Genomic DNA, 13,530 nt, shown 5'->3' with positions numbered 1-13,530 from the left:
TACGCTCTCGCAAACCGGGAGGCAGGACGCATGGCAGGGAAGCGGCTTCTGGCGGTATTGTTGCTGTCGTCCATGACGGGGCCTGCCTTCGCTCAGCTGGCCGACGAGATGACCTGCAAGCAGGCCATCGCCTATTACGAAAAGCACGGCGTCATCCAGGTGCTGGCCAACGGCAAGTTCGCCGTGCCGGTCCGCGTCGGCGTCCCCGTGTCGAAGGCTTCGACGCTGCAATGCGACGGCGAGGGCCAGCCGCGGCCCTATACCATCAGCACCAGCGACGCCTGGCGCTGCACGATCGCCGTCACCTGCTGAGCCGGCCTTCGTCGCTCCTTTTCGGCCGTACGCGCCGCAAGGGGCCTTGCCGGAACGGTTGATAGTTACATTTTCGATGGTTACGAACGCAACGAATTGATCGGCAGGCGGCCCGGTCGCCATAGGGGCGACCCGGTCGCCAACCTGGCAACCCGGTCGCCAGACGAGGGAGGCATTCCGTGACCTACGCCTACATGCCCGGCTTCGGGAACGACTTCGAGACGGAGACGCTGGCCGGCGCGCTGCCGCAGGGTCGCAACTCGCCGCAGCGCCCGGCCTACGGGCTCTATGCCGAGCAGCTCTCGGGCTCGCCCTTCACCGCGCCGCGCGGCACCAACGAACGCTCCTGGCTCTACCGCATCCGCCCCTCTGTGAAGCATCACGGCCGCTTCTCGGCGGCGAGCTATCCGCTCTGGAAGTCGGCGCCGAATGCCGGCGACCACGATCTGCCGCTCGGCCAGCTGCGCTGGAATCCGGTGCCGATGCCCTCGGAGCCGACCGACTTCATCGCCGGGGTCCGCACCGTCACCACGGCGGGCGACGTCTTCGGGCAGGCCGGCATGGCCGCGCACATCTATGTCGCCAACATCGACATGGTGGACGATCATTTCTTCAATGCCGACGGGGAGCTGATGGTCGTGCCGCAGGTGGGGGGCTTGCGCTTCGTCACCGAGATGGGCGTCATGGAAGTGATGCCGGGCGAGATCTGCGTCCTGCCGCGCGGCCTCACCTTCAAGGTCGAACTGATGGACGGTCCGGCCCGCGGCTACATGTGCGAGAACTACGGCGCCAAGTTCACCCTGCCCGACCGCGGCCCGATCGGCGCCAACTGCCTCGCCAACCCGCGCGACTTCAAGACGCCGGTCGCCTGGTACGAGGAGAAGGAGACGCCGTGCCGGCTGATCGTGAAGTGGTGCGGCGGCTTCCACGTCACCAGGATGGGCCATTCGCCACTCGACGTGGTGGCCTGGCACGGCAATTACGCGCCCTACAAATACGACCTGTCGACCTTCTCGCCAGTGGGCGCGATCCTGTTCGACCATCCCGATCCGTCGATCTTCACGGTGCTGACCGCGCCGTCCGGCGAGGAAGGCACGGCCAACATCGACTTCGTGATCTTCCCGCCACGCTGGATGGTGGCGGAAAACACCTTCCGGCCGCCCTGGTACCACCGCAACATCATGAGCGAGTTCATGGGGCTGATCAACGGCAAATACGACGCCAAGGAGGAGGGCTTCGTGCCGGGCGGCATGAGCCTGCACAACATGATGCTGGCGCACGGTCCCGACGCCGACGGCTTCGACAAGGCCTCGCGCGCCGAGCTCAAGCCGGTCAAGCTCGACCACACCATGGCCTTCATGTTCGAGACGCGCTACCCGCAGCTGCTGAGCCGTTACGCGGCCGAACTCGACACCCTGCAGGACAATTACGTCGACTGCTGGGACGGGCTCAAGAAGCGCTTCAACGGTACGATCGAGGGCGACTGGAGCTGATCCTTCGAGGCTCGCTTCGCTCGCGCCTCAGGATGAGGGGTGGCGGAGAGGCCGGAACTGATCCTTCAGTGCGCGGCGCTCGCGCCTCAGGATGAGGATCGCCGGGCGCGGCCTCAGGACAGAAGAACAGCGGTGCCGGCGACAGAACGGCTCCGGACACGAAACGAGGGAGATCGGCGCCGACCTCCCTCATCCTGAGGTGCGAGCCCGCACGACGCCTGCAATCGGGCGCTGAACATTCGATGGGCGAGCCTCGAAGGACGCACGACCGAATTCAAAGCAAGGGAAGAGACATGGCCAAGCAGTTCGCCTCCGCCGGAGACATGACCGAGAAGGAGATCTCGTTTACCGAGATCGGCCGCGATCTCTGGGCCTTCACGGCCCAGGGCGACCCCAACACCGGCGTCATCATCGGCGATGATTCGGTGATGATCGTCGACGCCCAGGCGACGCCGCGGCTGGCAAACAAGGTGATCGAGAAGATCCGCTCCGTCACCGACAAGCCGATCAAGTACGTGGTGCTGACGCACTACCACGCCGTGCGCGTGCTCGGCGCTTCCGCCTATGGCGCGTCGGAGACGATCATGTCGGCCAAGGCGCGCGCCATGGTGGTGGAGCGCGGGCAGGAAGACTGGGATTCGGAGTTCGGCCGCTTCCCGCGCCTGTTCCAGGGCCATGAGTCGATCCCCGGCCTCACCTGGCCGACCATGACCTTCACCGACGCCATGACGCTGTTCATGGGCAGGCGGCGCGTCGACCTGAAGTTCCTCGGCCGCGGCCACACGGCGGGCGACATCGTCGCCCACGTGCCCGACGCCAACGTCATGTTCACCGGCGACCTCGTGGAGTATCACTCGGCCTGCTATTGCGGCGACGCGCATTTCGCCGACTGGCCCGCGACGCTGGAGGCGATCCGCGGCTACGGCCTCGACGCGATCGCGCCCGGCCGCGGCGACGCGCTGGTCGGCGAGGCGATGGTCAACGCCGCGCTCGACAACACCGCCGACTTCGTCGCCTCGACCTACCGCCCGATCGCGCGCGTCGCGCAGGGCGGCGGCTCGATGAAGGAGGCCTGGGACGCCTGCCGCGCCGCATGTGACCCGAAGTTCGCGTCGTATGCGATCTACGAGCACTGCCTCCCCTTCAACGTGGCGCGCGCCTATGACGAGGCGCTCGGCGTCGACACGCCGCGCATCTGGACCGCCGAGCGCGACCGCGAGATGTGGCAGCGCCTGCAGGGCTGAGGCGTCGCTCGGGGAGGAGCAGGGATGGGCGGGGGATCGGACTGCGGAGCGATGAGTGACGCCGGCGGCAGGACTGAGCGCGTCGGCAGGACTCAGTGCGGCGTCACTCCACCCCGCGCCGTCATCCTCGGGCTTGTCCCGAGGATCTACCGCCCGTCGCGATCAGCATCCGTCCTCCGGCACGCCGCCCGCCCTCGAGGTCCACTGGATAGTGACGTCTCGACCTCCTTTGGCTCGTCGGCAGATCCTCGGGACAAGCCCGAGGATGACGGCGGGGCGGCTCACGTCACGTACTCGTCCCACTCCGGGCCGAGTTCATCCCAGTCGTCGGGCATGTTCAGCTCGAACTGGCCTTCGAACGCCCCCACCCGCGGCAGCTTCGGCGCGGCGGGAACTTCGGCCGCCGCGAGTTCCACCACCGGCCGGCCGTCGCGCGTGACTTCGATGCGCTCGCCGGCCTCGGCGCGGCGCAGGAGTTCGCCGATCCGCGCCTCCGCTTCCTCCACCGTCACGCGGACCGTGCCTGCCTGCCGTGCATGCTCGTTCATGGCGGACACCCCGTTTCCGCGCAGTCTAAGCCAATCGGGACCGGTCGACAAATCCGCCGCCCTCCAGCCAGGACGCTTTCCATGACCCGCATCTTCGAGACGCCGCTCTATCCCTACAGTCGCTCGCCCGACCAGGACGCGGCCCAGCCGGTGCGCCATCCTGTCGTGGTCGTCGGCGCCGGCCCCGTCGGGCTCTGCGCCGCCATCGACCTCGCCATGAAGGACGTGCCGGTCGTCGTGCTGGACGACAACGACAAGGTCTCCTTCGGCTCGCGCGCCATCTGCTTTTCCAAGCGCACGCTGGAAATCCTCGACCGGCTCGGCGTCGATCCGGGCCTCGTCGACAAGGGCGTGACCTGGAACCTCGGCAAGGTGTTCTTCGGTGACCGGCAGGTCTACGGCTTCAACCTGCTGCCCGAGGCGGGGCACAGGCGGCCGGCCTTCATCAACCTGCAGCAATATCATTTCGAGAAGTATCTCGTGGACCGGGTGTTGGACCTCGCCGCGCAGGGCAAGCCGATCGAGATCCGCGGTGGCAGCCGCGTGACGGCGGTGGACAGCAGGGGCGACGGCGTGACGCTCTCGGTCGAGACGCCCGACGGTCCCTACCGGCTCGCCGCGGACTGGCTCGTCGCCTGCGACGGCGCCAATTCGCCGATCCGGGCGATGCTCGGCCTCGACTTCGTCGGGCGCGTCTTCGAGGACAACTTCCTCATCGCCGACGTCGTCATGGAGGCTGATTTTCCCACCGAGCGCTGGTTCTGGTTCGATCCGCCCTTCAACAAGGGCCAGTCGGCGCTGCTGCACAAGCAGCCGGACGGCGTCTGGCGCATCGATCTCCAGCTTGGCTGGAACATCGACAAGGACGTGGAGAAGAAGCCGGAGAACGTGATCCCCCGGCTGAAGGCGATGCTCGGCGAGGACGTCGCCTTCGAGCTCGAATGGGTGTCGATCTACACCTTCCAGTGCCGGCGCATGGAGCGTTTCCGCCATGGGCACGTGCTATTTGCCGGCGATTCGGCGCACCAGGTCTCGCCCTTCGGCGCGCGCGGTGCGAATTCGGGCATCCAGGACACCGACAACCTCGCCTGGAAGCTGAAGCTCGTCATCGACGGCGCCGCGCCCGCGAGCCTGCTCGACAGCTACGACGCCGAGCGCGTTCACGGCGCCGACGAGAACATCCTGAATTCGTCGCGCTCGACCGACTTCATCACGCCGAAATCGGAGACCAGCCGGCTGTTCCGCGACGCGGTGCTCGACCTTTCCGAGCGCTACGCCTTCGCCCGCCCGCTGGTGAATTCGGGCCGTCTGTCGGTGCCCTGCGCCTACGACGGGCTGCCGCTCAACGGGCCGGACGCCGAGGGCCTGCCCGGCCGCACGCGCCCGGGCACGCCCGCCGCCGACGCGCCGGTGCGCGACGGCTGGCTCCTCGACAGCCTGAATGGCGGCTTCCGGCTGATGACGATCGACGCGGATGCGCCGGACCGGCTGGAGATCGGCGGCATCGCGGTCGAACGCCTGGCTCTGTCGGCGGCCGACGATCCCGGCGGAATGCTCGCCGAGCGCTACCTCGGCGACGCCACCAGTGCGGTCTACCTGATCCGGCCCGACCAGCACGTCGCTGCCCGCTGGACCGCCTTCGACGAGGCCGCCGTCGCAGCGGCGCTGGTTCGCGCCACCGGACGCAGCTGAGGACAATGGACATGAACACGCTCGTCACCACGCCCAACATTCCCCGCCCGGACGATTTCTACGCCGAGCTGCTTTCCCTTCACGAGGGCCTGAGCAAGGCCGAGAGCGATGCGGTCAACGCGCGGCTGATCCTGCTGCTCGCCAACCACATCGGCGACCGCGCCGTCCTGTCCGAAGCGATGGCTGCAGCGAAGGCCGGCTGAGCCCGGCGGCGTCTTCGCGCGGACACCTGCGAGACCCTTCGCCGCGCTTTGCCTTTGCGGCGAAACGGACTATGAGGACGCAGGCATCAGGCACCGGCGCGGCGCGTCCGTCCGGGCAGATTGAGACGAGGAAGGTTCGATGGCGCTGATCGCATCCACGCCCAGGCTGGTCACCGTGTTCGGAGGCTCGGGCTTCGTCGGACGGCACATCGTGCGGGCGCTGGCCAAGCGCGGCTATCTCGTGCGCGTCGCCTGCCGGCGTCCCGACCTTGCCGGCCATCTCCAGCCGCTCGGCAATGTCGGCCAGATCCAGCCCCTCCAGGCCAATCTGCGCTATCGCTGGTCGATCGAGCGGGCGCTGGAGGGCGCCGACTACGCGATCAACTGCGTCGGCATCCTGCACGAGGGCGGACGCCAGCGCTTCTCGTCGGTGCAGTCGTTCGGCGCCCAGGCGATCGCCGAGGTCTGCCGCGCCAACGGCATCTCGATGACGCAGATCAGCGCGATCGGCGCGGATGCGCAGTCGGAGTCCGAATACGCCCGCACCAAGGCCGCCGGCGTCGCAGCCGTGCTCGACGCGGTGCCGGACGCGGTGATCCTGCGTCCCTCGATCATCTTCGGACCCGAGGATTCCTTCTTCAACCGCTTTGCCGAGATGGCGCGCTTCTCACCCGTGCTGCCGCTGATCGGCGGCGGCACGACGAAGTTCCAGCCGGTCTATGTCGGCGATGTGGCGGAAGTCGCCGCGCGCGCGGCCGACGGCAGCATCGCCGGCGGGAAGAGCTACGATCTGGGCGGCCCGGAGGTGCTCAGCTTCCGTGAATGCATGGAGACGATGCTCGAGGTCATCGAGCGCAAGCGCTGGCTGGTGAGCGTTCCCTGGCCTGTGGCGCGCATCCAGGCGTCGGTGCTCGAGATGCTGCCGAGCCCGCTGCTGACCACCGACCAGCTGAAGCAGCTCGCCACCGACAACGTCGTCTCGGAAGCCGCGATCCGCGACGGCCGCACGCTGCAGGGCCTCGGCATCCGGCCGCAATCGCTGGAGGCGATCCTGCCGACCTACCTGTGGCGCTTCCGCCGCGCCGGGCAGTACTCGACCGGCACCGTCACGCACTGAACGCCAACCGTCGCGTCCGTAGCGGCGGTGCAGACCGGTAGATCCGACGTCCGAACCGGTCGCCGCCGCTCCCGCCGACCGCCGCCGCCGCTCCCGCGCCGTCATCCTCGGGCTTGTCCCGAGGATCTGCCACGCTCGGTCGCGCTGGTCTTTTTTGCGCATCAAAGGTTTGAAAACGCAGATTTTTCAGGACGATGCAGATCCTCGGGACAAGCCCGAGGATGACGGCTTATCGATATGGCGCCCTCCCGATTGGTGCTCGAAAGGAAGGGAAGGCAGGATCGATCGAGCCTCGACGCCCTCCCGCCTCAGCCCCAGATCATCAGCGCGGCGAGGCCGACCGTGCCGACGATCAGGCGCCACCAGCCGAACAGCGCGTAGCCGCGCTTCGACACGAAATCGAGCAGCGAACGGACGACGAAGACCGCCACGACGAAGGACGCAACGAAGCCGACGCCGATGAGCAGCAGGTCGTCGGTCGAGAGGATGTCGCGGTTCTTGTAGAGGTCGTAGACGAAGGCTCCCGCCATGGTGGGCATGGCGAGGAAGAACGAGAACTCCGCCGCCGAGCGCTTGTCGGTGCCCATGAGCAGCGCGCCGACGATGGTGGCGCCCGAGCGCGAGGTACCCGGAATCATCGCCAGGCACTGGAACAGGCCGATCTTCAGGCACAGGCCGAGCGGATAGTCCATCACGTCGGTATAGCGCGGCTTCAGCGCCCAGCGGTCGACCCACAAGAGGATGATTCCGCCCAGGATCAGCATCACGCAGATCAGCATCGGCGATTCGAACAGCACCGCCTTGATGAAGCCGTGCGCCATGGCGCCGATGATCGCGGCGGGCAGGAAGGCAACCAGGATGCCAAGGACGAAGCGCCGCGTGCGCGCGTCGCTCGGAAACGCCACCAGGAGGTTCCAGAGCCGGCCGAAATAGACCGTCAGGATGGCGAGGATCGCGCCGAGCTGGATCAGCACCTCGAAGGCCTTGCCGGCCGATTCGAAGCCGAGGAAATGGCCGGCGAGCAGGATGTGACCGGTCGAGGAGACCGGGATGAACTCCGTCAGGCCCTCCAGCAAGCCGAGAAGGAGGGCTTCCACGATGCTCTGGCTGTCCATTCGGCAGTTCCGTTCGAGAGGGCGATTAAACGCGGCTTGCTTGTCATGATGCCCGCATGCCCCTATAGCACGGGCCATGTTCGCGACCGGGCTGCGGGACGCTTCGGAGCGTCGGCCGCTCATAGCGCCGCAGCCGCGAAAACGCCACAGGGTTGTATTCAGTCCGCCCCATGCTGACTTTGTTCCATCATCCGCTCGACGCCTCCTGCCGGTTCGTCCGCCTCGCCTTCGGCGAGTATGGGGAGGAACTGGCCCTGATCGAGGAAAAGCCATGGGTCCGGCGCAAGGAGTTCCTGGCGCTGAACCCGGCCGGAAGCCTGCCCGTGCTGCTGGCCGAGGGCGATGCGGCGATCGTCGGCGCGACCGTCATCGCCGAATACATCGACGAGACGCGCGGCGCCATCAAGCGCGAGCGGCGGCTGTTCGCCGAGAACCCCTTCGCGCGCGCCGAAGCCCGCCGGCTGGTGGACTGGTATCTCGGCAAGACCGAAGCGGAGGTGACGAAGCACCTCGCCCGCGAGCGCGCCTTCAAGCCGCTGATGCCGCGCGAGCAGGGCGGCGGCTCGCCGGACGCGCAGGCGATCCGCGTCGCGCGCGCCAACCTGAAGCCGCACATGAAATACACCAACTGGCTGGCCGGCACGCGCGACTGGCTGGCGGGCGACACGATCAGCTATGCCGATCTCGCGGCGGCCAGTTCGCTGTCCGTGCTCGACTATCTCGGCGAGATCGACTGGAGCGACTATCCGGCGGCGCGCGACTGGTATGTCCGCGTCAAGTCGCGGCCGTCGTTCCGGCCGCTGCTGGCCGACCGGATGTCGGGGCTGCCGCCGGTGTCGCACTACGCGGATCTCGACTTCTGATGAGCGGCGCCGCCGCACGGCCCGACAGGAGCCGGCTGCGGGCCTTCCTCGACGCGGCCGCCCGTGCCGCCGGCTTCGACGTGCTGCGGGTGACGCGGCCGGACGCCGCACCGCAGGCGGCGGCGCGGCTGGCCGAATTCGTCCGTCAGGGGCGCCACGGCACGATGGACTGGATCCCCGAAACCATGGAGCGGCGGGCATCGCCGAGTCGGCTCTGGAGCGAGGTGCGCAGCGTGGTCATGCTCGGCATGAACTACGGGCCGGAGCACGACCCGCTCGCGGTGCTTCAGCATCGCTCCCGCGCGGCGATCTCGGTCTATGCGCAGAACCGCGACTATCACGACGTCATGAAGGGCCGGCTGAAGATTGCCGCAGGTCAGTTCGCGGCCCGCACCGGCGCCGACGTCAAGGTGTTCGTCGACACCGCCCCGGTGATGGAGAAGCCGCTGGCCGCCGCCGCCGGCCTCGGCTGGCAGGGCAAGCATACCAATCTCGTCAGCCGCGACTTCGGCTCCTGGCTGTTCCTCGGCTCGATCTTCACCACCGCCGAACTCGACCCCGACGAGCCCGAGCAGGACCATTGCGGCTCGTGCCGTGCCTGCCTCGACATCTGCCCGACCGATGCCTTCCCCGCGCCCTACCAGCTCGACGCGCGACGCTGCATCTCCTACCTGACGATCGAGCACAAGGGACCGATCCCGCGCGCGTTCCGCGAGAAGATCGGCAACCGCATCTATGGCTGCGACGACTGCCTGGCCGCCTGTCCGTGGAACAAGTTCGCCCGCACCGCCTCGGAGGCGAAGCTCGCCGCGCGCGACGACCGCCGCGCGCCGCCTCTGGCCGACCTGCTCGATCTCGACGACGCGGGCTTCCGCGCCACCTTCTCCGGCTCGCCGATCAAGCGGATCGGCCGCGACCGCTTCATCCGCAATGTGCTGATCGCTGCGGGAAACTCCGGCGATGCCTCGCTCGGCCGGCGCTGCGCGGACCTCGTCTGCGACCCCTCGCCGCTGGTGCGCGGCGCCGCGATCTGGGCGGCGGCGCGTCTCGTTCATCCAAACGAGCTCCGCCGCCTGCACGCCGCACACGGCGCCGACCGGGAAACCGCCGACGAATGGCGCGCAGCGCTCGGGATCATCGAACAGCACGAGGACGTCACCGCATGAGGATCTTCATCTTCGGCGCCGGCTATTCCGGCCGCGCCTTCGCGAGGCGCATGGCCGGCAGGGCCGAATGGATCGCGGGCACCACCCGCTCGGCCGACAAGCTGGGGGCGCTGTCCAGCTTCGGCATGCGGCCGGTGCTCTTCGACGGCGCGGCGCTCTCGCCCGAGGCGCAGGCGCTTCTCGCCGAAACCACGCATCTCGTCGTCTCGGCCGGCCCGCAGAACGGCGCGGACCCCGTTCTGGCCGCGTCGCGGGACGCGATCCGCTCCGCCATGCCGGCGCTCGAATGGATCGGCTACCTCTCGACCGTCGGCGTCTATGGCGACCATGACGGCGCCTGGGTGAGCGAGGACAGCGAATGCCGCCCGAGCGCGCAGCGCTCCACCGAGCGGCTGACGGCGGAGACCGGCTGGCTCGATCTCGGTCGCCAGCGCGGCGTCCCGGTGGCCGTGCTGCGGCTCTCCGGCATCTACGGCCCGGGCCGCAATGCGCTCGTGAACCTTGCCGGCGGCACGGCGAAGCGCGTCATCCGCGAGGGCCAGGTATTCAACCGCATCCATGTCGCCGACATCGCGGCGGCGCTCGATCATCTCGGCCAGCGCTGGCTCGGCGGCGTCTTCAACGTCACCGACGACCGCCCCTGCCCGCCGCAGGACGTCATCACCTATGCGGCGGGCCTGATGGGCGTCGAGCCGCCGCCGGAGGTGGCCTTCGAGGACGCGGCGCTGTCGCCGATGGCGCTGTCCTTTTGGGGCGAGAACAAGCGCGTCTCCAACGCGAAGATCCGCCAGACCGGCTTCGACTTCGGCTATCCCGATTTCGAGACGGCGCTTACCCGGATGTGGCGGGAGGACGACTGGCGCGGCGAAGCGGACGAGGTTCGGACGACGCGGCGAAAACTGCTATGATTCGCATTCGAACGGTCCGGTTAAGGTTTCGGTAACCGGAGCGCCACAGGCTGCGGCCATGGAGAAACCGGCGGCGACGAGCCGACGCGGTCTCGAAATGGCCACCAACGGCGGAGATCGTCCGGCGATGAGACAGACGGCTTACCTGACGCGTGTCGCGGCGCTTGCGGCTGCACTGGCCGGCGCAATGCTTTCGCCCGGACCGGCCACCGCAGCCGAACCGCTGGCCAAGACGCTGTTCGGCTCCCAGAAGCTGCCGGCGGCCACGGCGCCCGAATCCTTCGGCTTCTATTCCAAGGGCTGTTTCGCCGGCGGCATGGCGATCGCCGTCGACGGCCCGAACTGGCAGGCCATGCGCCTGTCGCGCAACCGCCGCTGGGGACACCCCGCGATGATCACGCTGCTCGAGCGCTTCTCGCGCGAGGCGGCGAAGGACGGCTGGAACGGCCTGCTCGTCGGCGACATCTCGCAACCGCGCGGCGGGCCGATGCTGACCGGCCACGCCTCGCACCAGATCGGCCTCGACGCCGACATCTGGTTCACGCCGATGCCCGACCGGCGCCTGTCAGAGCAGGAGCGCGAGACGATCGGTTCGCGTTCGATGATCAAGGACGGCACGCTCCTCGTCGACGACAAGGTCTGGACCCCGGCGCACGTGGCGGTGCTGAAGCGGGCGGCGAGCTATGGCGAGGTCGAGCGAATCCTGGTGCACCCCGGCATCAAGAAGAAGCTCTGCGACACGGTGAAGGGCGACCGGACGTGGCTGCGCAAGGTGCGGCCGTTCTGGGGCCATGATTCGCATTTCCATGTCCGCATCGGCTGCCAGCCGGGATCGGTCGGCTGCAAGGGGCAGCAGGCTGTTCCCGCAAGCGACGGCTGCGACAAGTCGCTGGCCTGGTGGTTCACCGAGGAGCCGTGGCGGCCGAACAAGAATCCCGACGCGCCGAAGGCAAGGGACATCATGACGCTCGCGGCGCTGCCCGCCGCCTGCCGCGCCGTGCTGAAGGCGCCCGCGCCGGTGTCGGAGGCTGCCGTGACGGTCGACGGTTCCGGCCGTGCTGCGGTGGCAAGCGTGTCCGTCACGGTCGCAGCCAGCGCAGTTCCACCCGTGCCGGCCGGCGACATTCCCATTCCGACCCCGCGTCCGCAGCCCTGACCGGCTGCGCCGCGCCGGCGCCGGCGCCGGCGCCTGACCCGGCTGCTTCGTTGCAAAGCGACGCTAAATCGGTTTAGGTGCGCTGCAGCCAGAGCCGGAGAGGACGAGAACGCCGTGGCGGAGAGATTGCGTCTTGCGCTGATCGCGCACGACCAGAAGAAGGACGACCTCGTCTCCTTCGTGCGGTCGCATGAGGGCTTCCTGTCCGGCTGCGATCTCGTGGCGACCGGCACGACCGGCGGCCGGATCGTCGAGGCCTGCCCGGCGCTGACGGTGACCCGGATGAAGAGCGGCCCGCTCGGCGGCGACCAGCAGATCGGCGCGCTGATCGCGGAAGGCCGCATCGACGTGCTGGTCTTCTTCGTCGATCCGCTCACCCCGCTGCCGCACGACGTCGACGTAAAGGCGCTGATGCGGCTGGCCACGGTCTATGATATCCCCATGGCGCTGAACCGGGCGACGGCCGAGATCGTTCTGTCGGCGACAAACACTCTCAGGCGGACCGGAGCCAGCGCTCCGGCGCAGAACGGTTGAAGACGAGATGGCCCAGTCGATCGAGACGACCCAAGTGCTGAAGTTCCCGGTGCTGATCGGCGACATCGGCGGAACCAACGCGCGCTTCGCGCTGCTGGTCGATTCCTATGCCGAACCGAAGGAATTCCCGATCGTCCAGACGGCGGACTTCGCCAACATCGACGAGGCGATCCAGGCGTCGATCCTGGACCGCACCTCGATCATGCCCCGTTCCGCGGTTCTGGCCGTCGCCGGGCCGATCGACGGCGACGAGGTCGACCTGACCAATTGCGACTGGGTGGTGCGGCCGCTGGAGATGCGCAAGTCGCTGGGGCTCGAGGACATCGTGCTCCTCAACGATTTCGAGGCCCAGGCGCTGGCCGTGGTGGCGCTGGGCGAGGAGCACATGGTCAAGATCGGCGCCGGCGAAGCCGAGCCGGACGCCAGCCGCGTCGTGCTCGGCCCCGGCACCGGCCTCGGCGTGGCCGGGCTGATCCACGCCTGCCGCACCTGGATTCCGGTTCCCGGCGAGGGCGGCCACATGGACATGGGTCCCCGCACGCCGCGCGATTTCGACGTCTTCCCGCATCTGGAGCGGATCGAGGGGCGGATCTCGGGCGAGCAGCTGCTGTGCGGCCGCGGCCTGGTCAACGTCTATCGCGCCATCGCCAAGGCGGACGCCAAGGACGCCCCCTTCACCACGCCGGCCGAGATTACCACCGCCGGGCTCGCCGGCAGCGACGCCACCGCCGTCGAGGCGCTGGAAATGTTCGTGACCTGCCTCGGGCGCATCGCCGGCGACCTGGCGCTGGTATTCATGAGCCGCGGCGGCGTCTATCTCACCGGCGGCATCGCCCAGAAGATCGTCGAGGCGCTGAAGCATCCGCGCTTCCGCGCAGCCTTCGAGGACAAGGCGCCGCACAGCGCCCTGATGAAGGCGATCCCGATCTACGTCATCACCCATCCGCTGGCGGCGCTGACCGGGCTGGCGGCCTTCGCCCGCACGCCAGCCCGCTTCGGCGTCGAGACGCGCGGGCGGCGCTGGCCGGCGCGCTGACGCGCCATGGACGCGCACGACCCGACGCAGGCGCCGCGACGGCGGGCCGCGCGCGGCATGGAACAGGGCGGTTTCCAACGCCGGGGAAAGGCTCTAAAGGGGGCCAGACTTTTGGTTCCCCGTTCGCCGCTTCCTGCGCCGCG

14 protein-coding genes are annotated in these 13,530 nt (G+C 68.5%); 12 read left to right on the top strand and 2 right to left on the bottom strand.

The window, feature by feature from the left end; all coding sequences use genetic code 11:
* Positions 1-30: 30 nt before the first annotated feature.
* From N1F91_RS01770 to N1F91_RS01760, 3 genes are all read left to right on the top strand, one after another.
* Positions 31-312: a hypothetical protein gene (locus N1F91_RS01770; protein ID WP_289989694.1), complete on the top strand. Its 282-nt coding sequence runs from the start codon at positions 31-33 to the stop codon at positions 310-312.
* 179 nt (positions 313-491) lie between these two features.
* The gene (gene hmgA / locus N1F91_RS01765; protein WP_289989692.1) at positions 492-1,805 is read left to right on the top strand and encodes a homogentisate 1,2-dioxygenase; all 1,314 of its coding nucleotides are present in this window, start codon (positions 492-494) and stop codon (positions 1,803-1,805) included.
* A gap of 293 nt (positions 1,806-2,098) precedes the next feature.
* Positions 2,099-3,049, top strand: a complete 951-nt coding sequence (locus N1F91_RS01760) for an MBL fold metallo-hydrolase (protein WP_289989689.1) — start codon at positions 2,099-2,101, stop codon at positions 3,047-3,049.
* A gap of 281 nt (positions 3,050-3,330) precedes the next feature.
* On the opposite strand, the gene N1F91_RS01755 is transcribed toward N1F91_RS01760, so the two are convergent.
* Entirely contained in the window at positions 3,331-3,597 is a 267-nt protein-coding gene (locus tag N1F91_RS01755) for a type II toxin-antitoxin system prevent-host-death family antitoxin (RefSeq protein ID WP_289989687.1), read from the bottom strand.
* Positions 3,598-3,678: 81 nt separating this feature from the next.
* Here N1F91_RS01755 and N1F91_RS01750 point away from each other — a divergent pair, with 81 nt between their 5' ends.
* The 3 genes from N1F91_RS01750 to N1F91_RS01740 all read left to right on the top strand — a co-directional run bounded on the left by N1F91_RS01750 (position 3,679) and on the right by N1F91_RS01740 (position 6,609).
* Positions 3,679-5,289 (top strand): FAD-dependent oxidoreductase, encoded by a 1,611-nt coding sequence (locus tag N1F91_RS01750; protein WP_289989685.1) that lies wholly within the window; start codon positions 3,679-3,681, stop codon positions 5,287-5,289.
* Between the two features lie 11 nt (positions 5,290-5,300).
* On the top strand, positions 5,301-5,492 hold the full coding sequence (locus N1F91_RS01745) for a DUF2783 domain-containing protein (protein ID WP_289989684.1): 192 nt from the start codon (positions 5,301-5,303) through the stop codon (positions 5,490-5,492).
* Positions 5,493-5,631: 139 nt separating this feature from the next.
* Positions 5,632-6,609: a complex I NDUFA9 subunit family protein gene (locus tag N1F91_RS01740; protein ID WP_289989682.1), complete on the top strand. Its 978-nt coding sequence runs from the start codon at positions 5,632-5,634 to the stop codon at positions 6,607-6,609.
* Between the two features lie 308 nt (positions 6,610-6,917).
* Here N1F91_RS01740 and N1F91_RS01735 read toward each other — a convergent pair whose 3' ends face one another.
* Positions 6,918-7,724: an undecaprenyl-diphosphate phosphatase gene (locus N1F91_RS01735; protein WP_289989681.1), complete on the bottom strand. Its 807-nt coding sequence runs from the start codon at positions 7,722-7,724 to the stop codon at positions 6,918-6,920.
* Positions 7,725-7,894: 170 nt separating this feature from the next.
* Between N1F91_RS01735 and N1F91_RS01730 the strand changes: the two genes are divergently transcribed.
* The 6 genes from N1F91_RS01730 (at position 7,895) to N1F91_RS01705 (ending at position 13,387) form a co-directional block, all read left to right on the top strand.
* The gene (locus tag N1F91_RS01730; protein ID WP_289989679.1) at positions 7,895-8,587 is read left to right on the top strand and encodes a glutathione S-transferase family protein; all 693 of its coding nucleotides are present in this window, start codon (positions 7,895-7,897) and stop codon (positions 8,585-8,587) included.
* Positions 8,587-9,753: a tRNA epoxyqueuosine(34) reductase QueG gene (queG, locus tag N1F91_RS01725; RefSeq protein ID WP_289989677.1), complete on the top strand. Its 1,167-nt coding sequence runs from the start codon at positions 8,587-8,589 to the stop codon at positions 9,751-9,753. The genes N1F91_RS01730 and queG overlap by 1 nt, the downstream gene beginning before the upstream one ends.
* Positions 9,750-10,661 carry an SDR family oxidoreductase gene (locus N1F91_RS01720; protein ID WP_289989675.1) on the top strand — a complete coding sequence of 304 codons (912 nt, stop codon included), beginning with the start codon at positions 9,750-9,752 and terminating at the stop codon, positions 10,659-10,661. The genes queG and N1F91_RS01720 overlap by 4 nt, the downstream gene beginning before the upstream one ends.
* A 127-nt stretch (positions 10,662-10,788) precedes the next feature.
* Positions 10,789-11,817, top strand: coding sequence for a penicillin-insensitive murein endopeptidase (gene mepA / locus N1F91_RS01715; protein ID WP_289989673.1), 1,029 nt, complete (start codon positions 10,789-10,791; stop codon positions 11,815-11,817).
* 114 nt (positions 11,818-11,931) lie between these two features.
* Positions 11,932-12,351 (top strand): methylglyoxal synthase, encoded by a 420-nt coding sequence (locus tag N1F91_RS01710; protein WP_289989672.1) that lies wholly within the window; start codon positions 11,932-11,934, stop codon positions 12,349-12,351.
* Positions 12,352-12,358: 7 nt separating this feature from the next.
* Positions 12,359-13,387 carry a glucokinase gene (locus N1F91_RS01705; protein WP_289989669.1) on the top strand — a complete coding sequence of 343 codons (1,029 nt, stop codon included), beginning with the start codon at positions 12,359-12,361 and terminating at the stop codon, positions 13,385-13,387.
* Positions 13,388-13,530 lie beyond the last annotated feature (143 nt).

This window comes from Aquibium sp. ELW1220, from assembly GCF_030398385.1.
Classification (GTDB): domain Bacteria; phylum Pseudomonadota; class Alphaproteobacteria; order Rhizobiales; family Rhizobiaceae; genus Aquibium.
This window is presented reverse-complemented; position numbering and strand designations above follow the sequence as displayed.

What these genes read in the sequence shown, in the direction of transcription:
- N1F91_RS01770 (WP_289989694.1), top strand. Translation starts at nt 31, where the DNA reads ATGGCAGGGAAGCGGCTTCTGGCGGTATTGTTGCTGTCGTCCATGACG.
- N1F91_RS01760 (WP_289989689.1), top strand. Translation starts at nt 2,099, where the DNA reads ATGGCCAAGCAGTTCGCCTCCGCCGGAGACATGACCGAGAAGGAGATC.
- N1F91_RS01755 (WP_289989687.1), bottom strand. Translation starts at nt 3,597, where the DNA reads ATGAACGAGCATGCACGGCAGGCAGGCACGGTCCGCGTGACGGTGGAG.
- N1F91_RS01750 (WP_289989685.1), top strand. Translation starts at nt 3,679, where the DNA reads ATGACCCGCATCTTCGAGACGCCGCTCTATCCCTACAGTCGCTCGCCC.
- N1F91_RS01745 (WP_289989684.1), top strand. Translation starts at nt 5,301, where the DNA reads ATGAACACGCTCGTCACCACGCCCAACATTCCCCGCCCGGACGATTTC.
- N1F91_RS01740 (WP_289989682.1), top strand. Translation starts at nt 5,632, where the DNA reads ATGGCGCTGATCGCATCCACGCCCAGGCTGGTCACCGTGTTCGGAGGC.
- N1F91_RS01735 (WP_289989681.1), bottom strand. Translation starts at nt 7,724, where the DNA reads ATGGACAGCCAGAGCATCGTGGAAGCCCTCCTTCTCGGCTTGCTGGAG.
- N1F91_RS01730 (WP_289989679.1), top strand. Translation starts at nt 7,895, where the DNA reads ATGCTGACTTTGTTCCATCATCCGCTCGACGCCTCCTGCCGGTTCGTC.
- queG (WP_289989677.1), top strand. Translation starts at nt 8,587, where the DNA reads ATGAGCGGCGCCGCCGCACGGCCCGACAGGAGCCGGCTGCGGGCCTTC.
- N1F91_RS01720 (WP_289989675.1), top strand. Translation starts at nt 9,750, where the DNA reads ATGAGGATCTTCATCTTCGGCGCCGGCTATTCCGGCCGCGCCTTCGCG.
- mepA (WP_289989673.1), top strand. Translation starts at nt 10,789, where the DNA reads ATGAGACAGACGGCTTACCTGACGCGTGTCGCGGCGCTTGCGGCTGCA.
- N1F91_RS01705 (WP_289989669.1), top strand. Translation starts at nt 12,359, where the DNA reads ATGGCCCAGTCGATCGAGACGACCCAAGTGCTGAAGTTCCCGGTGCTG.